This window comes from Sphingomonas endophytica (genome assembly GCF_001476895.1).
GTDB classification, from domain to species: domain Bacteria; phylum Pseudomonadota; class Alphaproteobacteria; order Sphingomonadales; family Sphingomonadaceae; genus Sphingomonas; species Sphingomonas endophytica_A.
The window spans coordinates 106,709-127,878 of the sequence record NZ_LDTB01000001.1 but is presented as its reverse complement, the minus strand read 5'-3'; the positions used below and the strand labels follow the sequence as shown (position 1 = coordinate 127,878).

Here is a 21,170-nt window from a genome sequence, read left to right as displayed (position 1 = left end):
GCGTCACCTGCCGTACCGACGCCGGGGCGCATGTCATCCGGTGGCTACAGCGGTTGCTCGGCGTGCCGGGCTTCATCGATGTCGATGGTGACCCCCAGCCACTTGGCAACGGAGCCGTCCTCGTTGTGGAGCGGGAGCGCATGGACGCTCATCCAGCGATAGCGTCCATCGCTTCCTTTCAGACGGTACTCCATATGGAACGGGGTTTTATCCCTCACGGCGGTTCGCCACCGGCCCATGGTCAGCAACCGGTCGTCGGGATGGATCGCGGTAAGCCACCCGAAACCCTTCCAGTCGTCGTAACTCTGCCCGGTGTAGGCTCGCCATATCGGACTATCGACTTCGCCCATGCCATCGGGGGCGGCCTCCCACGTCATTTTTGCGATGCCGAGCAGCAGGAGCTGCGGTCGTGCGCCTTCCGCGTCCCGGCTGGCCGTGTCAGTTGCCGACGCTGGGAGTGCCTTGCGGCCTTTCCGCTCGATCTTCTGTTGCCGCAGGGCTGTATCCGCGCTCGCCAGCAGCGCGTCCATGCTTCCGATGGCGCCCGCGCAACGCCGTGAACCGACGCTGGCACCTATAGTGACCGTCAATCCGTCCACGTGATAAGAGGTGTTCAGCGTCGCGGAAATGCGCGCCGCATATAGCTCGACGTCCTTCTCAGTAACGGCCTCGTGCTGAAAGACGACGAATTCGTCGCCTCCCAGCCGGACGATGACATCGTCCGGCCGACCGCATTGCCGCAGCTTCTCGGCTACCATGCGAAGAAGCCTGTCCCCGATCTGGTGGCCCAGTTGATCGTTGATCGCCTTGAAGTCGTCGAGATCGACATAATGCAAGGCGGTGCCGGCGATCCGGTCGGCGTGGATCCGGTCGTTCAAGGCGTTGGAAAGCGCAAGCCTGTTGCCGACGCCGGTCAGGTGATCCGTCTCGGCCTGACGTTCGAAATCGTGACGTCTGGTGGTCGTCGTGGATTGCGCAACATACCGCTTGTCGATGCTGCGCAAGCCGCCGGCGAGAAGCGCGAGCATCGCCGCGGCTGACACCGCCGTGCTCATCTCGTTCCTCAGAAGAAGAGCGCCCGCCGGCGGAAGCACCGACACCATCAAGCTGGTGAGGAGGATCCTCGGGCGAAGCGCGATCGTCGATGCGGCGCCGGCGGCGTAGCCGACCACCGCGATACTGACCGGCATTTGCCATTCAGTGAGCGGCATGGACAACGCCCGCGCGGCATAAGCGCCGAAGATCGCCGCAAACGTGCAGTAAGTCAGCGCGAATCGTTTTTCGAAGCGGGTGGCATCCTCCAGGGATAGAGCGCCCCCGGCGCACAGCTGCCGGCCGCGTTGCAGCACGATCAGGCGGATCGCGCTCGCCAGCGTGCCCAAGACGACCAGTCCGGTTAGCAGCCCGTCGTGAGCGGCGCGTATAGTGCACAGGCCGATCGCCACGAACATCACGGTCATGATCACCGCCGGCATGCGCGTGTCGCAAAGGCTCATGACAAGCTCGATGTACGTGCCGCTGGGCACATCATGGGAACTGGCTTGGGCAGGTGGTTTCACATCGGCCACCATAGCGGCCGCTGGTAAAGGGTATCCTTTCGATGTCGCTACGGATTCCGACTGTTCCGTTAATACCGCACGCGACGCGCTTCCTGCCACTCACCACGGCCGGTGAGGCGCTCGCGCCCGCCCCGAAAGGAGATGGCCTGTGATGGGTGAGGCTCGCGCGACGCGCTGACGGTAGAAGGTGGTGGGCCCGGCAGGACTCGAACCCGCAACCTAGCCGTTATGAGCGGCCAGCTCTAACCATTGAGCTACAGGCCCCGACACCGGCCCGCCCCGTAGCGCCGCCGGTCACATGCTGGCAAGCCTTGTTCGATGCGTCAGGGCGCCGTCGTCGTTGCGCGATCCGTTTCGTCGCCCTCGACCGCCGGCAGCAGCAGCGTGAACAGTTCCGGCGACATGGCGAAGCGCCCGCCGACCTCCGCCGCCAGGTTGCGCACCAGTCGCAAGGCGAAGCCCACGCCCAGCAACGGCGCGCCATCGCTGACGGTCGCTTCCTCGTCGTCGAGCGCCAGCAGCGTCGCCTCGTCGCGCTCGGCGAACGCGGCCGGCGGGCTGACCGTCAACGCCAGTGTCCCCACCCCCGCGATCAGCCCGGTCGCCAGCCGCTCGCCGGGGCGTGCCGCCGACAGCATCGTCGCCAGCAGCCGCGACACCAGCCGCTCCGCATTATGGGGATCGAGCGCCCACGCTCCCTCGCGCTCGCCCGGCAATACCAGTTGCGCGCCGCGCATCGCCGCCAACGGCGCCAGATCGTCGCCGACCCGTGACAGGAGCTCGCTGGCCGCCACGCTGCCGTCGCGCTGGTGCAGCGCGCCGCCCTCGATCCGCGCCGCCAGGTCGAGATCCTCGATCGCGCCGATCAATCCCGTCACCTGCCGGCGGATATGCGCGGCCCGATCGCGATACTCGGCCGCGACCGGGCCGAGCAGCCCCTGCTCGATCAGCTCGGAGAAGCCCGCGATCGCGTTCGTCGGAGTGCGCAGTTCATGGACCAGCCGCCGCAGCCCCTCGGCACCGATCGCGCGGTCGCGCCCGGCGGAACGAACCGCGTCCTCCTCGGCGCGCGGGCGACGCGCCCGACCGCGCATTCCCGTAAAGGCGCCGGTCGCGTGATCGAACATCGGCACGCCCGCGATGCGCCAGTCGCCGCCGATCGCCGATTCGCCCGGCACCACCAGCCGTGCGCCGGAGAAGGGCGCCCGCTTGCGAAAGGCGCCAGCCGCTATACCGTCGACCGCCGCCCCGGCCGCGCCCCAGCCGATCCCGCGATGGTCGAGCGACAGGCCGATAACCGCGCCGCGCGGCGTAGCGTCGATCCAGCGGATGACACCCGCCGCATCGGCCTCGAACTCGAAGGCGGTCAGTGGCGCGACCGGCGTGTTTGCCGCGACCGCGCGGTCGTGCTGATGTCCTTCGATCCGGCGCACGAGGTCGGCGATCTCGAACCTTTCCGCCGCCCCGGCACGAGATATATCCGGCGCGACCGCCACGGGCGGCTGGTAGCCGAGCAGCAGGTCGTTGCCGCCGAAGCTGGCCAGCGCGCGCTCGATCGACGGTGGAAGGTCGTGCCGCTGGCGCAGTATCGCGCGGCCATGCGGCTGCAACCGCGGCAACAGCGTTTCCCAATCCGCACCGCGCAGGCGCGCGGCGCGCAACGCCGCGGCGGCGACATCGGGCGTATCGTCGGCGAAGAAGGCGACCAGCGCCACCGGCGGATCCATCAACGCCAGCGATCGCGCGCACGTCACGCGCACACCGTCCGGCACCCGCCCGCGCAACAGTGCCAGCCGCCCGATCAGCGGCGGATCGGCGGGCGCCCGCCCCCGGCCGATCAGATCGACGAGCTGGCGAAATGCGGCGCGTGCGCCGAGTGCGGTGGTCGCTTCGGCCGCCAGAACCGTCTTCAGGCTGTCGTCGAACCGCACGTCAAAAGCTCCCGAACCATGGCGACCGCCACCCCGATCCCTCTTAGAAGCGTCGCTGCGGCGGGTATATCGTCCAGTTCGGGGCATCATCCCGTAATGAAGCAGCTTTAAACAATTGCGTTTCAGCGCAACTTTCCTATAGCCCCTCCGCAGGAAGCTATCGCGAAGATACGCGATCGCGGAAAATGTGAGGTGTCATGACCCTGGATCGGATCGACCGCGAAATCCTGGCGCTGTTGCAGGAAGACGGTCGAATGACCAATGTCGATCTAGCGGAGCGCGTCGGGCTGACCGCGCCGCCGTGTCTCCGCCGCGTGCGGGCGCTGGAACAGGCGGGCGTGATCCGCGGCTATCACGCCGAATGCGACGCCGCCAAGCTGGGCTTTCCGATCACCGTCTTCGCGATGGTCAGCCTGCGCAGCCAGGCGGAGGCCGATCTCGCGGCGTTCGAGGCACATGTCGCCGCGATCCCCGAGGTGCGCGAATGCCATATGCTGAACGGGGAGATCGACTTCATCCTGAAGATCGTCGCCGCCGATCTGGAAAGCTTCCAGCGTATTCTGACGACCAAACTGACCTCGGCCCCGAACGTCACCAGCGTGAAGTCGTCGCTGACGATTCGCACGTTCAAGGCGCAGACCGGCGTCCCGATCAACTGACCGACATAAAAAAGGGCGCCCAGCCGGGGCGCCCTTTCCGTCTCTCCAAGCGATAGCCGGTCAGCCCACCGGCGGATGGTCGATGAGATCGATCCACCAGCCCGCGATGTCGGCGCGCGGCGAGCCGGTTACCGCCTGGAACGCGGTCTTCGCGGCGGCCTTGTCGCCCGAATTGTAGAGCGCGATGCCCAGGCGGGTATTGACGGTGTTGGCATCCACCCCGCCCTTTTCCAGCGCGGCGCGATACAGCGTGATCGCCTTGGCATACTCTCCCGAGCCCAGATAGGCGTCGGCGGTGCTGGCGGCCAGCTTGCCGTCCGCCGCCTTCAGCGCGCGCGCCTCGACCGATGCCATCGATCCTTCGTTGGAGATCGACTTGTTGGCCGCCGCCAGCAGGCTGCCCGCATCCGGGCTGTTCGCCGGGATCTTGCCCGCCGCCTTGCCCTCGGTCAGAACCGCCTTCGATTCCCACGGCAGGCCCTGATCGAAGGTCCACTGCGCATAGATTTCATAGTCATACTGATCGGCCAGCGCCTTGCCGGCGCGCAGCAGACGATACAGATCGACCTTCTGCGCCTTGTCCAGCGGCACCATCGACTGCGGCTGGATGCCCCAGAACACCAGCATGTCGCGCCAGTTCTTCGCGGTCGGATAGGCGGTCAGGTAGCGGCGCATCCACGCCCGTGCCTCGGCGGTGTTCTTCGCGCTGTTGTTGCGCGCGATCGCGTAGCGGAAGATATCCTCCGACGGCTTCTGCCCGGCGGCCATCTGCGCATCGACCAGCTTGGCCAGCGCGGCCGAGCCGCCCGCGATGTCACCCGAGTCCATCTTCAGCTTGACCAGCTGGAGCGGCAGGTTGGGATCGGCATAGCCCAGCTGCTGCGCCTGTTCGAAGAAGCGCATCGCCCCGGCCGGATCCTTGGCGTTTGCCGCGATCACGCCGCGCTGATAGGTGTAGCGCGCCTTGTCGGCCTGCGGGGTGCGCGGGCTGGCGATCAGCGCGTCGAGCGGCGCGACCAGGGCGGCGTTGTTCGCGCCCTCGGGGCGGATCACCTCCAGGTTCAGGCGCAGCGCGGCGGCGATATACTTTTCGTCGTCGGTCTTCGCGGCGGCCTCGACGGCGGCGACCAGCGGGGTCGCGGTCGCGACATCCTTGGCGGCCAGCGCGGTCTGCGCCTGCGCGGCGGGACCACGTACCTCATTGCTCAGCTTGAGCTGATCGCCCTTCTGCTCTTCCTTCTTCGCCGCCACGGCGGGCTGCGTCAGCGCGACCGTCGCGCCTCCGGCAAGAAGTACGGCCATCACGGCGTTCGAAAGAGTCTTCATCGACACGTCTCTCCAGATTTCGCGGGCTAACGCTCGGCGTTGGCTCTAGTGCCAGCGGCACGGCTGTTCAAGGAAACAGAGGTGTCATTGCGTTACTGCCGGTGAACCCTGATTGAACGCCTTGATTGAACCTGAGCCGCCGCCCCGGTACGGACGCGCGCATGATCGCCGTTCTCTCCCCGGCCAAGACGCTGGACCTCGACACGCCGCCGCCCTTCCCGCCCACGCCCGCGCGCTTCGCCGCCGAAGCCGCCACGCTGGCGAAGGCCGCGTCGCACCTGTCGCAAAAGCGGCTGTCGGAGCTGATGAAGATTTCGCCCGCGCTGGCGAAGCTCAACGCCGATCGCTTTCGCGATTTCGACACGGCGGAGGAACGCCCGGCGCTCTACACCTTTGCCGGCGACGTCTACAGCGGACTGGATGCCGCGACGCTCGACGAACCGGCGGTGCGGTTCGCGCAGGATCACCTGCGCCTGCTGTCCGGCCTGTACGGCCTGCTCCGACCGCTCGACGGCATGCGCCCCTACCGGCTGGAGATGGGCACGCGCTGGGCACCGCGACGTGACCGGCTGACCGACTGGTGGGGTACGCGCATCGCCGACGCGCTGGCGGAGGATGTAAGCGCGGAGGGATCGGGCGTGGTGCTGAACCTCGCCAGCAACGAATATTGGGACGCGGTGTCGGGCAAGCTGCCCGGTGCCGTGCGCGTCGTCGCGGTCGACTTCCGCGAGGCCGACGGCCGCTTCGTCAGCTTCCACGCGAAGAAGGCGCGCGGCATGATGGCGCGCTATCTGGTCGAGCATCACATCGCCGAGCTTGAGGGCATGAAAGCGTTCGACACCGCCGGTTACCGCTTCGATGCCGACGCCAGCGACGACGCGCGCTGGTCCTTCCGGCGCGTCGCCTGATGCGCGCGGTCGTCATTGGCGCGCGCGGCGGGATCGGCGCAGCACTGGTCGAGGCGCTGGCGGAGGAAGGGAATGACGTCGTCGCGCTCACCCGCGCCGAGCTCGACCTGACCGACGAAGCCACCATCGCGACGACGGCGGCAAAGGTCGCGACGGCGGAGACGGTCGTGGTCGCGACCGGGCTGCTCCACGATGCCGAACACGGCCCGGAAAAGGCGCTGCGCGACCTGGATCCGGTCTGGCTGGCACGGCAATATGCGATCAACGCGATCGGCCCGGCGCTGGTCGCCAAGCATTTCCTGCCGATCCTGCCGCGCACCGGCCGCTCGGTGTTCGCGGCGCTGTCGGCGCGGGTCGGCAGCATCTCCGACAACCGGCTCGGCGGCTGGTACGGCTATCGCGCCAGCAAGGCCGCGCTGAACCAGTTGATCCGCACGCTGGCGGTCGAGGACAAGCGCCGCAACGATCGCGGCATCGTCGTCGCGCTCCACCCCGGCACGGTCGACACGAAGCTGTCGAAGCCGTTCCAGCAGAGCGGCCGCGACCTGTTCCAGCCGGGGCGCGCCGCCGTGCAGTTGCTCGATGTGCTCGACGGACTGAAGCCAACCGACAGCGGCAGGCTGTTCGCCTGGGACGGCGCGGAGATCGCGCCCTGAGCCGTCACATGCGTGACTTTGCCGCCCACGCGGCCTAGACACACATCTGAAACGAATCCGTACAACAGAAAGAATCCAACGTTGGCCGACGACACCGTCCTCGCCGATCCTTCCGCTATCGCCCCCATCTCCATCGTCGAGGAGATGAAGACCAGCTACCTCGACTATGCGATGAGCGTCATCGTGGCGCGCGCGCTGCCCGACGTGCGCGACGGGTTGAAGCCGGTGCATCGCCGCATCCTGTTCTCCGCCAACGAAAGCGGGTTCCTCTACAATCGCCCGTATCGCAAGTCGGCGCGCATCGTCGGCGACGTGATCGGTAAATATCACCCGCACGGCGACAGCTCGATCTACGAAGCGTTGGCGCGCATGACCCAGGATTGGGCGATGCGCGTGCCGCTGATCGACGGTCAGGGCAACTTCGGCTCGATGGACCCCGATCCCCCTGCCGCGATGCGCTATACCGAGGCGCGGCTGGCGAAGGTCGCCAATTTCCTGCTCGACGATCTCGACAAGGATACGGTCGACTTCCAGCCCAACTATGACGGCTCGGAACGCGAGCCGCAGGTGCTGCCGGCGCGCTTCCCGAACCTGCTGGTCAATGGCGCGGGCGGCATCGCGGTCGGCATGGCGACCAACATCCCGCCGCACAACCTCGGCGAGGTCGTCGATGCGTGTCTGGCGTATCTCGATAACGGTGCCATCACCACCGAAGAGCTGATGGAGATCGTGCCGGGGCCGGATTTCCCGACCGGCGCGATCATCCTCGGCCGCGCGGGCGCGCGCTCCGCTTACGAAACCGGGCGCGGCTCGGTGATCGTGCGCAGCCGCCACAAGATCGAGACCGGGCGCGGCGATCGCACCTCGATCGTCCTCACCGAAATTCCGTTCCAGCAGGGCAAGAACGCGCTGGTCGAGAAGATCGCCGAGGCGGCGAAGGACAAGCGCATCGAGGGCGTCAGCGACATTCGCGACGAATCGAACCGCGAAGGCGTCCGCATCGTCATCGACCTGAAGCGCGATGCCACCCCGGAAGTGGTGCTGAACCAGCTGTGGCGGCACACCCCCGCGCAGGGGTCGTTCCCGGCGAACATGCTGGCGATCCGTGGCGGTCGCCCGGAACTGCTCAACCTGCGCGACATCATCAGCGCGTTCGTGCAGTTCCGCGAGCAGGTCATCACCCGCCGCTCCAAGTTCGAGCTGAACAAGGCCCGCGAACGCGCGCACATCTTGCTGGGTCTGGTGATCGCGGTCACCAACCTCGACGAAGTGGTGCGGATCATCCGTGGCTCGTCCAGCCCGGCGGAGGCACGCGCCAAGCTACTGGCGCGCGAATGGCCGATCGCCGAGATCGCGCCGTATCTGCGGCTGGTCGAGGCGCTGGAAACCGATGTCGCTGGCGACAGCTATCGCCTGACCGAGGTGCAGGTCCGCGCGATCCTGGACCTCAGGCTCCATCGCTTGACCGCTTTGGGCCGCGACGAGATCGGCGACGAACTCAAGACGCTGGCCGATTCGATCGCCGAATTGCTGGCGATCCTGTCCGACCGCGCGAAGCTCTATGCGGTGATGCGCGAGGAATTCCGCGACGTCCGCGAGCAGTTCGCGACCCCGCGCCGCACCGAGATCGCCGCCGCCGCCGATGGCATCGATGACGAGGATCTCATCGAGCGCGAGGACATGGTCGTCACGGTCACGATGGCCGGCTACATCAAGCGCACCCCGCTCGACGCCTTCCGCGCTCAGGCGCGCGGCGGCAAGGGGCGCGCGGGGATGGCGACCAAGGACGAGGACGTCGTCACCAAGCTGTTCGTCACCTCGACGCACACGCCGGTGCTGTTCTTCTCCACGCTGGGCCGCGTCTATCGCATGAAGGTCTGGCGCCTGCCGGAGGGTGGCCCCGCCACGCGCGGCCGTCCGATGATCAACCTGCTGCCGCTGGAACAGGGCGAGACGATCTCGACCGTCCTGCCGCTGCCAGAGGACGAGGCCGACTGGGGCAAGCTGCACGTCATGTTCGCGACCGCCAAGGGGTCGGTGCGCCGCAACTCGATGGACGCGTTCACCAACGTGCCGTCGAACGGCAAGATCGCGATGAAGTTCGAGGGCGAGGATGCCGACGATCGTCTGATCGGCGTCGCCTTGCTTGACGAGGGCGACGACGTGCTGCTGGCGACGCGCAGCGGCAAGGCGATCCGCTTCGCCGCCGACGAGGTGCGCGAGTTCCAGAGCCGCAACTCGACCGGCGTGCGCGGTATCTCGCTGAAGGGCGACGATACCGTCATCTCGCTCTCGGTGCTGCACCGCGTCGGCGTGCGCGATCAGGAGGAGCGCGACGAATATCTCCGCAACGCGCCGTGGAAGGATCGCGAGGGCGACCTGACCATGCCGCTCGACCGATTCGAGGAATTGCGCGCCAAGGAGCAGTTCATCCTGACGGTCTGCGCCAACGGCTATGGCAAGATCAGCTCGGCCTATGAATATCGCCGCACCGGGCGCGGTGGTCAGGGCATCACCAACATCGACAATATCGGGCGCAACGGCCCCGTCGTCGCGAGCTTCCCGTCGACCAAGGCGGAGCAGCTGATGCTGGTCACCGATCAGGCGAAGATGATCCGCATGCCGCTCGGCAGCTTGCGCGTCATCGGGCGTGGCTCGGCGGGCGTGCGACTGTTCAACGTGGCGAAGGACGAACATGTCGTCTCCGCCGCGCGCATCGACGAGGAACCCGAGCCCGAGGATGCCGCCGAGGCGTTGGTCGCCGAGGAACTGGTCGGCGATCAGGCAGTTGCCCCGGAAGATGGCGCGACGATCGGCGACGATGCCGCCGCCGGCCCGGAGGATGGTGAATGACCGACACGCCGCTGACCGCCTATAAGGTGCTGACCGCCGAGCAGATGGCGGCGCTGGAGCAGGACGGGCGGTTCGGCGGCGCTGCGATCGACGTGGCGGATGGCTACATCCATCTGTCCACGGCGGTGCAACTGACCGAGACGGTCGACAAGCATTTCGCCGGGCAGAGCGATCTGCATGTCGCGGCGGTCGATCTGGCCGCGCATGGCGACAAGGTGAAGTGGGAGGAGTCGCGCGGCGGGCAACTCTTCCCGCATCTGTACGACGAGATGCTGCTGGAGACGGTCGTCGCCTATGGCCCCTTGCAGCGCGACGACGACGGTAAGGTCAAGCTGCCGGTCGCGGGCTGAGGCGCACCCGCAACCGTCGAATTTTCGACCCGCCACAATCGTCACCCCAGCGGAAGCTGGGGTCTCTGGCGATCGGAGCGCTTCATAACAACGAGATCCCAGCTTTCGCTGGGATGACAATACTTGGGCCACCGTCGCCCCTGCGAAGGCAGGGGCCCATGTCTGCGTCGTCCTGACCTGACGTGGACACATAAGCGTCGTCGTCGGTAACCGCCACTTCGCCCAAAATCGACAGAGATAGGCCCCTGCCTCCGCAGGGGCGACGGCTCACCCGTAGTACCGCCCCCTCACCCCGCGAACGGCACGAACAAATCCACCACCTCGCGCCCATCCCCCACCGCGCGCAACAACAGCGTCCGGTGGCAATGGCACGGCTCCCGCTCATAACACAGCAGCGCACTCGGCATCTCATCCGCCAGCGCCAGCATCTGCGCCGCCTGTCCCTGCGCCTCGGGCAGTTCCAGCTGCCCGTCATACACCTCGGTCAGCGTCGCGACGTCGCCCTTCTTCGCCGCATCCCGCCCGCGCTTGGGCGTCCCCAGCGCCTTGAGGTGGACGTAGCCGATCCCCGCTTCGGCCAGCGACGCCGCCAGCGGCGACTTCGAAAACCCCGGCCGCCGCGACAGCGGCAGCGCGCGCACGTCGATCACCCGCCGCACGCCCGCTTCCTGCAAGGTCGCGACGAACCCGGCCATGGTCGCGCCCTCATATCCGATGGTATAGATCGTCATGGCCGACGAGGTGGCCACGCCCACCTGACAAGACAAGCCGCAGCCGCTATCCGCGCGGCATGACGCATGACATTCATATCGTGGGCGGCGGCCTCGCCGGATCGGAAGCCGCGTGGCAGCTCGCCGAGGCGGGGTTCAAGGTCCGCCTGTCCGAGATGCGCGGTTCGGGCGATACCACGCCCGCGCACCACACCGACGATCTCGCCGAGCTGGTCTGCTCCAATTCCTTCCGCAGCGACGATCCCGAAAGCAACGCCGTCGGCCTGCTCCATCAGGAGATGCGCGCGCTCGGCTCGCTGATCCTGCGCGAAGGCGACCGGCACCGCGTCCCCGCCGGATCGGCACTTGCGGTCGACCGCGACGGCTTCTCGGCCAGCGTCACCGCCGCCATTGCCGCGCATCCCAACATCACCGTCGTGCGCGAGCGGGTCGACACGCTGCCCGACACACCCGCGATCGTCGCGACCGGCCCGCTGACCGCGCCGTCGCTGTCGGACAGCATCGCCGCCGAGACCGGCCGCGACTCGCTCGCCTTCTTCGACGCCATCGCGCCGATCGTCCACCGCGACTCGATCGACATGGACGTGGCGTGGTTCCAGAGCCGCTGGAACAAGGGAACAGCGGGCCGTCTGCCCCCCGGGCAGACTGAAGACAGCCGGGGGCTGTCTTCACCCGATGTTGGCTCCGACTACATCAATTGCCCGCTCGACAAGGAGCAGTATCTCGCCTTCATCGACGCGATCCTGGCGGGCGAGAAGACCGAATATCGCGAGTGGGAAAATGTGCCCTATTTCGAGGGCTGTATGCCGATCGAGGTGATGGCGGAACGTGGGATCGACACGCCGCGCTTCGGCCCGATGAAGGGCGTCGGTCTCGACGATCCGCGCACCGGACGCTGGCCCTATGCGTGCGTGCAGTTGCGGCAGGATAATGCGCTCGGCACGCTCTGGAACATCGTCGGTTTCCAGACCAAGCTGAAGCATGCCGAGCAGGTGCGCATCTTCCGCACCATTCCGGGGCTGGAGAAGGCCGAGTTCGCACGGCTGGGCGGCCTGCACCGCAACACCTTCCTGCGCTCGCCGGAGCTGCTGGACGCGACGTTGCGGCTCCGTTCGCGCCCAAACGTCCGCTTCGCCGGGCAGATCACCGGGTGCGAGGGCTATATCGAGAGCGCGGCGATCGGGCTGCTCGCCGGGCGTTTCGCGGCGGCGGAGCTGCGTGGCGCGACGCTGACCCCGCCGCCGGTCGAGACGGCGCTGGGGGCGCTGCTGTCGCACATCACCGGCGGCGCGGAGGCGGACAGCTATCAGCCGATGAACGTCAACTTCGGGCTCTTCCCGCCGATCCCCGGCCGCACCAAGAAGGCCGACCGCAAGAAGATGTACACCGACCGCGCCCGCATCGCGCTGGCGGAATGGCTGGCGGCCTGACACCATCCCGTCATTGCGAGCGCAGCGAAGCAATCCGGGGCGTCTAGGTCAGTGACTGGACTGCTTCGCCACGCTCGCAATGACGATCACACCGGCAACGCGGTCGTATATTTCGTCATCGACAGCGCGAAGTGCGACGACGCCCCCGCCACCGACGGGTGCCCGAGCATCACCTGCATCAGGAAGTGATTGTAATCGCTGACGTCCGCCACGACGATCCGCAGCAGATAGTCCCATTCCCCCGACATCGAGAAGCTCTCGACGATCTCCGGCCGCCCGTCGACGAAGCGCTCGAAATCCTGCCGCGCCTCGATCGCGTGGCTGCGCATCCGCACGTTGCACAGCACGTTGACCCCGCGCCCGACCGCGACCGGATCGACCAGCCGCACCGTGCCCGTCAGCACGCCCGCCGCCTCCAGCGCCTTCACCCGCCGCCAGCACGACGCGGGGGACGCGCCGACCGATTGCGCGAGGTCGGCGTTGCTGAGCGTTCCATCGGCTTGCAACGCTGAGACGATACGGCGATCGATCGGGTCGAGGTGAACGGCCTGTTTCATGATGCCTGCCATAGTGATAAACATTCTTCACCGACAGGGCAAAAGCCCGCGAATCTGATAAGCGCCGCTCACGCACATCTGCCATCGTCCTCGCATGGCAGACGCAGCACTCACCCGCCCTCCGGAGGCCGCCGCCGACTGGACGATCCCGCAGGGGTGGGACGCGTACACGCCAGAGGACCATGCCACCTGGGACACGCTGTTCGCGCGGCAGGTGGAGATGCTGCCGGGTCGGGTCACGCCGGAATTCATGGCGGGACTCGACGTCCTCCGCCTCTCCAGACCCGGCATCCCCGATTTCGAGGAATTGTCCGACCGGCTGATGAAGGCGACCGGATGGCAGGTCGTGGCGGTCCCCGGCCTCGTCCCCGACGACGTGTTCTTCGATCACCTCGCCAACCGCCGCTTCGTCTCGGGCAACTTCATCCGCCGACCCGACCAGCTCGATTACCTGCAGGAGCCGGACGTCTTCCACGACGTCTTCGGGCATGTCCCGCTGCTCGCGCATCCGGTCTTCGCCGATTACATGCAGGCCTATGGTCAGGGCGGGCAGCGCGCCGCGGCGATGGGGGCGATCGACCGGCTTTCGCGGCTTTACTGGTACACGGTCGAGTTCGGGCTGGTCCGTTCCGGCGATGACCTTGCGCTGTTCGGCGCCGGCATCGTGTCGTCGCGTTCCGAATCGATCTTCGCGCTCGATGATCCGTCGCCCAACCGGATCGGCTTCGACCTCCGCCGCGTGATGCGCACCCGCTACCGGATCGACGATTTCCAGCAGAGCTACTTCGTCATCGACAGTTTCGACGACCTGCTCGACCAGACGCTCAACACCAATTTCGCGCCCCTTTATGCCGAGCTGGAAGGCCAGCCGGATCACGACCCGGAGACGATCCTGCCCGACGACCGCGTCTTCACACGTGGCACGCAAGCGCACGCGCGCGGCTGAACCCCATCACCTGAAAGGCCAAGACCATGACCGACCCCACCAACCCGCTGGGCCTCGCCGGTTTCGAGTTCTGCGAGTTCACCTCGCCCGACCCCGACACGCTGGCGGGACAGTTCGAGCAAATGGGCTTCGTCGCATCGCATCGTCACCCGACGAAGCAGGTGACCCGCTACGTGCAGGGCCGCATCAACCTGTTGCTGAATCGCGAGCCGACCGGCCAGGCCGCCGACTTCCGTGCGCTCCACGGCCCGTCGGCGAGCGGCATGGCGTTCCGCGTCGCCGACCCGAAGGCGGCCTATGACCATGCGCTCGCCGAGGGCGCGACCGCCGTCGACGCCGCAACGGGCACGCTGGGCGACGGCAGCTATCCGATCGAGGGGATCGGCGGCAGCTACCTCTATCTCGTGAAGGCGGGCGCGGACCTGTACGCCGACTGGGAGGAAGTCCCCGGCTGGCGCGAGGCGGCGGAGGAGAACAACGTCGGCCTCGATATCCTCGACCATTTGACCCACAATGTCCGCCGCGGCGAGATGCGGACCTGGTCGAGCTTCTACGGCCGGCTGTTCGGATTCGAGGAACAGAAGTTTTTCGATATCAAGGGCAAGGCGACCGGCCTGTTCAGCCAGGCGATGATCGCCCCCGACATGGCGATCCGCATCCCGCTGAACGAGAGCAAGGACGAAACCTCGCAGATCGAGGAGTTCATCCGCGAATATAACGGCGAGGGTATCCAGCACCTCGCGCTGACCACCGACGACATCTACGAGACGGTCGAGAAACTGCGCACACGCGGCGTGCGGTTGCAGGACACGATCGAGACCTATTACGAACTGGTCGACAAGCGCGTGCCCGGCCACGGTGAGGATCTGGAGCGGCTGAAGAAGAACCGCATCCTGATCGACGGCAACGTCGGCGACGAAGGTATCCTGCTCCAGATCTTTACCGAGAACATGGTCGGGCCGATCTTCTTCGAGATCATCCAGCGCAAGGGCAATCAGGGCTTCGGAAACGGCAATTTTCAGGCGTTGTTCGAGAGCATCGAACTGGATCAGATCCGGCGCGGCGTGGTGAAGGTGGACGCCTAAGCGTCCACCAAACGCGCGCAGGCATCTGCGCGCCCGCGCCCGGCCGGCACGGCAAGCCGGGGCATAGGCCCCGGCTTTGCCGGGTCCGACGCCCCGGCGGGTTGAAGCCTCCCGACACGTCGACAAGACAGCCGGTTGCAACAGGAGAGAGAACCGTGACCGACGCCTCCCGCTACCTCCCCGGCTTCGGCAACCACGTCTCGACCGAGGCGGTGCCGGGCGCGTTGCCGATCGGCCGCAACTCTCCGCAGAAGGTGCCGTTCGGCCTCTATGCCGAACAACTCTCCGGCACCGCCTTCACCGCGCCCCGGCACGAAAATCGGCGCACCTGGCTCTACCGCCTGCGCCCGACCGCGCAGCACCCCGCCTTCACGCCGTACCACGGCGCACCGCATCTCCAATCCGCCCCCTTCGACACGCCCCCGTCCCCCAATCGCCTGCGCTGGGACCCGCTCCCGTGGCCCGACACGCCGACCGACTGGGTCGACGGTCTCATCACCTATGGCGGCACAGGCAGCGTCGCCGACCAGACCGGCGTCGGCATCCACCTCTACGCCGCGACCGCCGACATGGATCGCGCCTTCTTCTCCGCGGACGGCGAACTGCTGATCGTGCCGCAGGAGGGCGCGCTGGCGATCGACACCGAGATGGGCCGGCTCGACGTCGCCCCGCTCCAGATCGCGGTGATCCCGCGCGGTGTGCGATTCCGCGTCACACTCCGCGGGGGACGCGCGCGAGGGTACGTCTGCGAAAACTATGGTGCGGCGTTTCGGCTTCCCGATCTCGGGCCGATCGGCGCGAACGGGCTCGCCAATCCGCGCGATTTCGAGGTGCCGGTGGCGTGGTTCGAGGATCGCGACCGCCCCTGCACCGTCGTCCAGAAATTCCAGGGTGGCCTGTGGCAGACGACGCTCGACCATTCGCCGTTCGACGTGGTCGCATGGCATGGCAACCTTGCCCCCTATCGCTATGATCTGACACGCTTCAACACGATCAACACCGTGTCGTACGATCATCCCGATCCGTCGATCTTCACCGTCCTGACCAGCCCGAGCGACACGCCCGGCACCGCCAATTGCGATGTCGTGATCTTCCCGCCGCGCTGGATGGTGGCGGAGGGGACGTTCCGCCCGCCGTGGTTCCATCGCAACGTCATGAGCGAGTTCATGGGTCTGATCGCCGGCGCCTATGATGCCAAGGAAGGCGGCGGCTTCGTGCCCGGCGGCGCCAGCCTCCACAACCAGATGAACGGCCATGGCCCGGATCAGGCCAGCTATGAGAAGGCCGTCGGAAGTGACTTGAAACCGGTCAGAATTGACGGAACGATGGCCTTCATGTTCGAGACCCGGCATGTCGTGCGCACCACCCGATGGGCGACGACCTCGCCGACATCGCAGCTCGATTACGATGCGGTATGGGGCGGCTTTCCCAAAGCGACACTCCCCGAATGAGCCACGAGGCTGGCAAAACCCGCCGACCCTGCTAGCGTGCCGGCCATGCAGTTTCTGAAGATCCTGTTCTGGTGCCTGCTCGCCTTCGTCGCCGCCGTGTTCACCTTCGGCAACTGGACCAACGTGTCGATCAAGCTGTTCGGCGGCCTGGTCGCCGAGGTGAACCTGCCGCTGCTTCTGCTGGCCACCTTTCTCCTCGGTTTCCTGCCGACGCTGGTCTACCAGCGCTGGGCCCGCTTCCGCCTGCGCCAGCGACTGACCGCGGCCGAGCGCGCGATGGAGAGCGCGCTCGCGGCGGCGCGCGGGCCGGAACCCGTCACCCCGATCACCCCGACCGACCCGGTCACTCCCCCTGTCCCGACCGGAGCGGCATGATGGGCAATCGTATCTTCGTCGCGATCGACACGCCCGATCTGGAACGCGCGCGCCTGCTGGCGCAGCGCGTCCGCCACCATGTCGGCGGGATCAAGCTGGGACTGGAATTCTTCTGCGCGCATGGCCCGGCCGGCGTGCGCGCCATGGAGGAGATCGGCCTGCCGGTCTTCCTCGACCTGAAGCTGCACGACATCCCCAACACCGTGGCGAAGGCGGTGCAGTCGCTCGCCCCGCTCGCCCCCGCCGTGCTGACCGTGCACGCCAGTGGCGGTCGCGCGATGCTGGAAGATGCGAAGGCCGCCGCCCACCCATCGACCAAGGTGGTCGCGGTCACGATGCTGACCAGTCTCGATGACGGCGATCTCGCCGCGACCGGCGTGTCGGGCAGCGCGCACGACCATGTGTTGCGCCTGTCGGATCTGGCGCGGGAGGCCGGTCTGGACGGGATCGTCTGCTCGGGTGCGGAGGTGAAGTCCGCGCATCAGGCATGGCCGAAGGGGTACTTCGTCGTTCCCGGCGTCCGCCTGGCGGACGGCGCGGTCGGCGACCAGAAGCGCGTCGTCACCCCGCGCGCCGCGATCGACGCGGGTGCGTCGATGCTGGTGATCGGCCGCCCGATCACCCAGGCCGAAGACCCCGACGCCGCCGCGCGCGCGATCGTCGCCACTTTGTAGGCGCTATTCGTCATTGCGAGCGTAGCGAAGCAATCCAGGGCGTCCTGATCCGGCGCTGGATTGCTTCACCCGGCCTGCGCCGGGGTCGCAATGACGGCCGTTCGATCACGAACGGCTTGGCTCCTCGTCATGATACGCTAAGGCCGCGCCATGCCCGTCACCGCCAAGATCTGCGGCCTGTCCACCGCCGCGACGCTCGATGCCGCCATCGCCGGAGGCGCGAGCCATGTCGGCTTCGTCATCTTCCCGCCCTCGCCCCGGCACCTTGGCCTCGATCGACTCGCCGGGCTGGCCGCGCGCGTGCCGGATCATGTCCGCAAGGTCGGCGTGTTCGTCGATCCCGACGACGACCTCCTGATGGCCTCGGTGGCGGCCGGCGGACTCGATGTCGTCCAGCTTCACAAGACCACGCCCGGACGCGTCGCGCATTGTCGCGGCCTCTCGCGCGCGCAGGCATGGGCGGCGATCGCGGTGAAGACGCGCGCCGATCTCGACGGCGCGCCGGGCTTCGTCGGCGCGGCCGACCGCCTGCTCTACGATGCCAAGACGCCCGAAGGCGCGGCGCTGCCGGGCGGAATGGGCGTGCGGTTCGACTGGGAGGTGCTGCGCGGCTTCCGCCATCCGCTCCCCTGGGCCTTGTCCGGCGGTCTCGACGTCGCCAACGTGGCGGAGGCGATCGCACGGACCGGCGCGCCGCTGGTCGATGTATCGTCGGGCGTGGAGAGCGCGCCGGGCGTCAAGGACATGGACAAGATCGCCGCCTTCCTGCAACGGGTTTCCGCATCATGAACGCACCCAATTCCTTCCGGGCCTATCCCGACGAGCGCGGTCATTTCGGCCCTTATGGCGGCCGCTATGTCGCCGAGACGCTGATGCCGCTGATCCTCGACCTGGAGCGTGAATATCGCGCCGCCAAGGAGGATCCGGCCTTTGCCGCGCAGTTCGACGACCTGCTCGAACATTATGTCGGCCGCCCCTCGCCGCTCTATTATGCGGAGCGGCTGACCGAGACGCTGCGCGATGGCGCGCCGGCGGGAATGGGCGCGCAGGTCTGGTTCAAGCGCGACGAGTTGAACCACACCGGCGCGCACAAGATCAACAATTGCATCGGGCAGATCCTGCTCGCGATCCGCATGGGCAAGACGCGGATCATCGCGGAGACGGGCGCGGGGCAGCATGGTGTCGCGACCGCGACCGTCTGCGCGCGCTTCGGCCTGCCCTGCGTGATCTACATGGGCGCCAAGGACGTCGAGCGGCAGCAGCCGAACGTGTTCCGCATGAAGCTCCTCGGCGCCGAGGTGCGGGCGGTGGAAAGCGGCGCGCGAACGCTGAAGGATGCGATGAACGAGGCGTTGCGCGACTGGGTCGCCAACGTCCACGACACCTTCTACATCATCGGCACCGCCGCCGGCCCGCACCCCTACCCGGAGCTGGTGCGCGATTTCCAGAGCGTGATCGGGCGTGAGGCGCGTGCGCAATTGCTCGACCGCACCGGGCGGCTGCCCGACCTGCTGGTCGCCGCGATCGGCGGCGGATCGAACGCGATCGGGCTGTTCCACCCGTTCCTCGACGATCGCGACGTGAAGATGCTGGGCGTCGAGGCGGCAGGCGAAGGGCTGGAGGCGAAACATGCCGCCAGCCTCGCCGGCGGTTTCCCCGGCGTGCTCCACGGCAACAAGACCTATCTGTTGCAGGACGACGACGGGCAGATCGCCGAGGCGCATTCCATCTCGGCCGGGCTCGACTATCCCGGAATCGGGCCGGAACATGCGTGGCTGAAGGACAGCGGCCGCGTCGATTACACCGCCGTCACCGATCGCGAGGCGCTCGACGCCTTCCAGCTGCTGTGTCGGGTGGAGGGGATCATCCCCGCGCTCGAACCCTCGCACGCCATCGCCGCGGTCGCCCGCAAGGCCAAGGAAATGCAGAGCGATTCGATCATCCTCGCCAATCTGTGCGGTCGCGGCGACAAGGATATCTTCACCGTCGCCGAAGCGTTGGGAGTGCAGATTTGACCCGCCTGTCCGACGCCTTCATCGCCGATCGCCCGGCGCTGGTCTGCTTCGTCACGGCCGGCGATCCGTCGGTCGCCGCCACCCCCGCGATCCTCGACGCGCTGGTCGAGGGCGGTGCGGACGTGATCGAGTTGGGAATGCCCTTCACCGATCCGATGGCGGACGGCCCGGCGATCCAGGCGGCCAACATCCGCGCGCTCGAAGGCGGCGTAACGACGGCCGATATCCTGCGGATCGCAAAGGATTTTCGTGCGCGCCATCCACTCACGCCGCTCGTCCTGATGGGCTATGCCAATCCGATGCTGCGGCGCGGGCCGGAATGGTTCGCCGATGCGCTGCGCGACGCGGGGGTCGATGGCGTGATCTGCGTCGACGTGCCGCCCGAGGAGGACGATGCGCTCGGACCGGCGTTGCGCAACGCCGGCATCGATCTGATCCGGCTGGCTACCCCGACGACGGTGGGTACGCGGCTGGGGACGGTGCTGAACGGCGCGGGCGGGTTCGTCTATTACGTGTCGGTCGCCGGGATCACCGGCAAGCAACAGGCGCAGCAATCCTCGATCGAGGAAGCCGTGGCGCGGCTGAAGGGCGCGACCGACCTGCCGGTCGTGGTCGGCTTCGGCGTGCGCACCCCGGATCAGGCGCGCGCGATCGGGCGGGTCGCGGACGGCGTGGTCGTCGGCTCGGCGATCGTCGAGATCGTCGCCGATCATGGCACCGCCGCCGCGGCCCCGGTCGCGGCCTACGTACAATCGCTGTCGGCGGCGCTCGCCGACGCTCGAAAGGTTTCGGCATGAGCTGGCTCAGCAACGTCCGCAACGCGCTGTCGGGGATCGTTCCCGGTGCCGCGAAGGCACAGACCCCCGATCATCTCTGGCACAAGTGCAAGGGGTGCGGAACGATGGTCTTCACCAAGGAACTGGCCGAGAACCTCTACGTCTGCCCGACCTGCGATCATCACGAGCGGATCGGTCCGTCGGAGCGGTTCGCGCAGCTGCTCGACGACGACAGCGTCGATGTGCTCCCCGCCCCGCGATCCAGCGAGGATCCGCTGAAGTTCCGCGATTCGAAGCGGTATGCGGATCGCCTGAAGGCGGCGCGCACCAGCACCGGGGAACAGGACGCGTTCGTCAACGCGCGGGGCACGATCGCCGGGCAGCGCGTCGTCATCGGCGTCCAGGACTTCGCCTTCATGGGCGGCTCGATGGGCCAGGCGGTCGGAGAGGCGTTCATCCAGGGCGTGGAAACCGCGATCAAGGATCGCGCGCCGTTCATCGTCTTCACCGCCTCGGGCGGCGCGCGGATGCAGGAAGGCATCCTCAGCCTGATGCAGATGCCGCGCAGCACCGTGGCGATCCAGATGCTCCATGACGCCGGGCTGCCCTATATCGTCGTGCTGACCGATCCGACCTCCGGTGGCGTGATGGCCGCCTACGCGATGCTGGGCGACGTGCATATCGCCGAGCCGAAGGCGACGTTGGCCTTCACCGGGCGGCGGGTGATCGAGAACACGATTCGCGAGAAGCTGCCCGACGATTTCCAGACCAGCGAATATTATCTGGAACATGGGCTGATCGACATGGTCGTGCACCGCCGTGAACTGCGCGAGCGGCTGGCGACCGTGATCGGCTACCTCTGCGCCGAGCGCAAGGCGGCCTGACCGG

At 67.3% G+C, this 21,170-nt stretch carries 20 protein-coding genes and 1 tRNA gene; 15 read left to right on the top strand and 6 right to left on the bottom strand.

Annotated features, from left to right (window positions below):
- Window positions 1-44 precede the first annotated feature (44 nt).
- The 3 genes from NS334_RS00640 to NS334_RS00630 form a co-directional block, all read right to left on the bottom strand.
- On the bottom strand, window positions 45-1,571 hold the full coding sequence (locus tag NS334_RS00640) for a diguanylate cyclase (RefSeq protein ID WP_058754034.1): 1,527 nt from the start codon (window positions 1,569-1,571) through the stop codon (window positions 45-47).
- 176 nt (window positions 1,572-1,747) lie between these two features.
- A tRNA-Ile gene (locus NS334_RS00635) sits at window positions 1,748-1,823 on the bottom strand.
- Between the two features lie 59 nt (window positions 1,824-1,882).
- On the bottom strand, window positions 1,883-3,490 hold the full coding sequence (locus NS334_RS00630) for a histidine kinase dimerization/phospho-acceptor domain-containing protein (protein WP_058754033.1): 1,608 nt from the start codon (window positions 3,488-3,490) through the stop codon (window positions 1,883-1,885).
- Window positions 3,491-3,687: 197 nt separating this feature from the next.
- On the opposite strand from NS334_RS00630, the gene NS334_RS00625 reads away from it, so the two are divergent.
- Complete coding sequence (locus NS334_RS00625; RefSeq protein WP_058754032.1) at window positions 3,688-4,149, top strand: Lrp/AsnC family transcriptional regulator; 462 nt, start codon at window positions 3,688-3,690, stop codon at window positions 4,147-4,149.
- 60 nt (window positions 4,150-4,209) lie between these two features.
- On the opposite strand, the gene NS334_RS00620 is transcribed toward NS334_RS00625, so the two are convergent.
- On the bottom strand, window positions 4,210-5,475 hold the full coding sequence (locus tag NS334_RS00620; RefSeq protein ID WP_058754031.1) for a tetratricopeptide repeat protein: 1,266 nt from the start codon (window positions 5,473-5,475) through the stop codon (window positions 4,210-4,212).
- A 161-nt stretch (window positions 5,476-5,636) separates the two neighbouring features.
- On the opposite strand from NS334_RS00620, the gene yaaA reads away from it, so the two are divergent.
- From yaaA to NS334_RS00600, 4 genes are all read left to right on the top strand, one after another.
- Window positions 5,637-6,383: a peroxide stress protein YaaA gene (gene yaaA / locus NS334_RS00615; RefSeq protein ID WP_058754030.1), complete on the top strand. Its 747-nt coding sequence runs from the start codon at window positions 5,637-5,639 to the stop codon at window positions 6,381-6,383.
- Window positions 6,383-7,039: an SDR family NAD(P)-dependent oxidoreductase gene (locus NS334_RS00610; protein ID WP_058754029.1), complete on the top strand. Its 657-nt coding sequence runs from the start codon at window positions 6,383-6,385 to the stop codon at window positions 7,037-7,039. The genes yaaA and NS334_RS00610 overlap by 1 nt, the downstream gene beginning before the upstream one ends.
- An 81-nt stretch (window positions 7,040-7,120) precedes the next feature.
- The gene (gene gyrA, locus NS334_RS00605) at window positions 7,121-9,892 is read left to right on the top strand and encodes a DNA gyrase subunit A (protein ID WP_058754028.1); all 2,772 of its coding nucleotides are present in this window, start codon (window positions 7,121-7,123) and stop codon (window positions 9,890-9,892) included.
- Window positions 9,889-10,242 (top strand): DUF952 domain-containing protein, encoded by a 354-nt coding sequence (locus NS334_RS00600; RefSeq protein ID WP_058754027.1) that lies wholly within the window; start codon window positions 9,889-9,891, stop codon window positions 10,240-10,242. Before gyrA ends, NS334_RS00600 begins: the two co-directional genes overlap by 4 nt.
- A gap of 287 nt (window positions 10,243-10,529) precedes the next feature.
- Here NS334_RS00600 and NS334_RS00595 read toward each other — a convergent pair whose 3' ends face one another.
- Window positions 10,530-10,973, bottom strand: a complete 444-nt coding sequence (locus tag NS334_RS00595; protein WP_058754107.1) for a DUF488 family protein — start codon at window positions 10,971-10,973, stop codon at window positions 10,530-10,532.
- A 59-nt stretch (window positions 10,974-11,032) separates the two neighbouring features.
- Between NS334_RS00595 and trmFO the strand changes: the two genes are divergently transcribed.
- Window positions 11,033-12,403 carry a methylenetetrahydrofolate--tRNA-(uracil(54)-C(5))-methyltransferase (FADH(2)-oxidizing) TrmFO gene (trmFO, locus tag NS334_RS00590; RefSeq protein WP_058754026.1) on the top strand — a complete coding sequence of 457 codons (1,371 nt, stop codon included), beginning with the start codon at window positions 11,033-11,035 and terminating at the stop codon, window positions 12,401-12,403.
- 86 nt (window positions 12,404-12,489) lie between these two features.
- Here trmFO and NS334_RS00585 read toward each other — a convergent pair whose 3' ends face one another.
- Window positions 12,490-12,960 (bottom strand): Lrp/AsnC family transcriptional regulator, encoded by a 471-nt coding sequence (locus NS334_RS00585; RefSeq protein WP_058754106.1) that lies wholly within the window; start codon window positions 12,958-12,960, stop codon window positions 12,490-12,492.
- Window positions 12,961-13,054: 94 nt separating this feature from the next.
- Between NS334_RS00585 and phhA the strand changes: the two genes are divergently transcribed.
- The 9 genes from phhA (at window position 13,055) to accD (ending at window position 21,166) form a co-directional block, all read left to right on the top strand.
- Window positions 13,055-13,906 (top strand): phenylalanine 4-monooxygenase, encoded by an 852-nt coding sequence (phhA, locus tag NS334_RS00580; protein ID WP_058754025.1) that lies wholly within the window; start codon window positions 13,055-13,057, stop codon window positions 13,904-13,906.
- A gap of 26 nt (window positions 13,907-13,932) precedes the next feature.
- A complete protein-coding gene (gene hppD, locus NS334_RS00575; RefSeq protein WP_058754024.1) occupies window positions 13,933-14,991 on the top strand; it encodes a 4-hydroxyphenylpyruvate dioxygenase in 1,059 nt (352 codons plus the stop codon).
- A gap of 155 nt (window positions 14,992-15,146) precedes the next feature.
- Window positions 15,147-16,442, top strand: a complete 1,296-nt coding sequence (gene hmgA / locus NS334_RS00570; RefSeq protein ID WP_058754023.1) for a homogentisate 1,2-dioxygenase — start codon at window positions 15,147-15,149, stop codon at window positions 16,440-16,442.
- A gap of 45 nt (window positions 16,443-16,487) precedes the next feature.
- A complete protein-coding gene (locus NS334_RS00565) occupies window positions 16,488-16,817 on the top strand; it encodes a lipopolysaccharide assembly protein LapA domain-containing protein (protein ID WP_058754022.1) in 330 nt (109 codons plus the stop codon).
- On the top strand, window positions 16,817-17,491 hold the full coding sequence (gene pyrF, locus NS334_RS00560; protein WP_058754021.1) for an orotidine-5'-phosphate decarboxylase: 675 nt from the start codon (window positions 16,817-16,819) through the stop codon (window positions 17,489-17,491). The genes NS334_RS00565 and pyrF overlap by 1 nt, the downstream gene beginning before the upstream one ends.
- 150 nt (window positions 17,492-17,641) lie before the next feature.
- Window positions 17,642-18,280: a phosphoribosylanthranilate isomerase gene (locus tag NS334_RS00555; RefSeq protein WP_058754020.1), complete on the top strand. Its 639-nt coding sequence runs from the start codon at window positions 17,642-17,644 to the stop codon at window positions 18,278-18,280.
- Window positions 18,277-19,506 carry a tryptophan synthase subunit beta gene (trpB, locus tag NS334_RS00550; RefSeq protein ID WP_058754019.1) on the top strand — a complete coding sequence of 410 codons (1,230 nt, stop codon included), beginning with the start codon at window positions 18,277-18,279 and terminating at the stop codon, window positions 19,504-19,506. The genes NS334_RS00555 and trpB overlap by 4 nt, the downstream gene beginning before the upstream one ends.
- Window positions 19,503-20,303: a tryptophan synthase subunit alpha gene (trpA, locus tag NS334_RS00545; RefSeq protein WP_058754018.1), complete on the top strand. Its 801-nt coding sequence runs from the start codon at window positions 19,503-19,505 to the stop codon at window positions 20,301-20,303. The genes trpB and trpA overlap by 4 nt, the downstream gene beginning before the upstream one ends.
- Window positions 20,300-21,166 carry an acetyl-CoA carboxylase, carboxyltransferase subunit beta gene (gene accD, locus NS334_RS00540; RefSeq protein WP_058754017.1) on the top strand — a complete coding sequence of 289 codons (867 nt, stop codon included), beginning with the start codon at window positions 20,300-20,302 and terminating at the stop codon, window positions 21,164-21,166. Before trpA ends, accD begins: the two co-directional genes overlap by 4 nt.
- Window positions 21,167-21,170: the final 4 nt, after the last annotated feature.

Bases quoted from the DNA above. Each gene is read 5' to 3' on its own strand.
- hppD (WP_058754024.1), top strand. From the start codon at position 13,933: ATGACCGACCCCACCAACCCGCTGGGCCTCGCCGGTTTCGAGTTCTGC.
- NS334_RS00585 (WP_058754106.1), bottom strand. From the start codon at position 12,960: ATGAAACAGGCCGTTCACCTCGACCCGATCGATCGCCGTATCGTCTCA.
- NS334_RS00625 (WP_058754032.1), top strand. From the start codon at position 3,688: ATGACCCTGGATCGGATCGACCGCGAAATCCTGGCGCTGTTGCAGGAA.
- NS334_RS00600 (WP_058754027.1), top strand. From the start codon at position 9,889: ATGACCGACACGCCGCTGACCGCCTATAAGGTGCTGACCGCCGAGCAG.
- pyrF (WP_058754021.1), top strand. From the start codon at position 16,817: ATGGGCAATCGTATCTTCGTCGCGATCGACACGCCCGATCTGGAACGC.
- NS334_RS00565 (WP_058754022.1), top strand. From the start codon at position 16,488: ATGCAGTTTCTGAAGATCCTGTTCTGGTGCCTGCTCGCCTTCGTCGCC.
- yaaA (WP_058754030.1), top strand. From the start codon at position 5,637: ATGATCGCCGTTCTCTCCCCGGCCAAGACGCTGGACCTCGACACGCCG.
- phhA (WP_058754025.1), top strand. From the start codon at position 13,055: ATGGCAGACGCAGCACTCACCCGCCCTCCGGAGGCCGCCGCCGACTGG.
- NS334_RS00620 (WP_058754031.1), bottom strand. From the start codon at position 5,475: ATGAAGACTCTTTCGAACGCCGTGATGGCCGTACTTCTTGCCGGAGGC.
- NS334_RS00640 (WP_058754034.1), bottom strand. From the start codon at position 1,571: ATGGTGGCCGATGTGAAACCACCTGCCCAAGCCAGTTCCCATGATGTG.
- NS334_RS00555 (WP_058754020.1), top strand. From the start codon at position 17,642: ATGCCCGTCACCGCCAAGATCTGCGGCCTGTCCACCGCCGCGACGCTC.
- trmFO (WP_058754026.1), top strand. From the start codon at position 11,033: ATGACGCATGACATTCATATCGTGGGCGGCGGCCTCGCCGGATCGGAA.
- NS334_RS00595 (WP_058754107.1), bottom strand. From the start codon at position 10,973: ATGACGATCTATACCATCGGATATGAGGGCGCGACCATGGCCGGGTTC.
- NS334_RS00610 (WP_058754029.1), top strand. From the start codon at position 6,383: ATGCGCGCGGTCGTCATTGGCGCGCGCGGCGGGATCGGCGCAGCACTG.
- accD (WP_058754017.1), top strand. From the start codon at position 20,300: ATGAGCTGGCTCAGCAACGTCCGCAACGCGCTGTCGGGGATCGTTCCC.
- trpB (WP_058754019.1), top strand. From the start codon at position 18,277: ATGAACGCACCCAATTCCTTCCGGGCCTATCCCGACGAGCGCGGTCAT.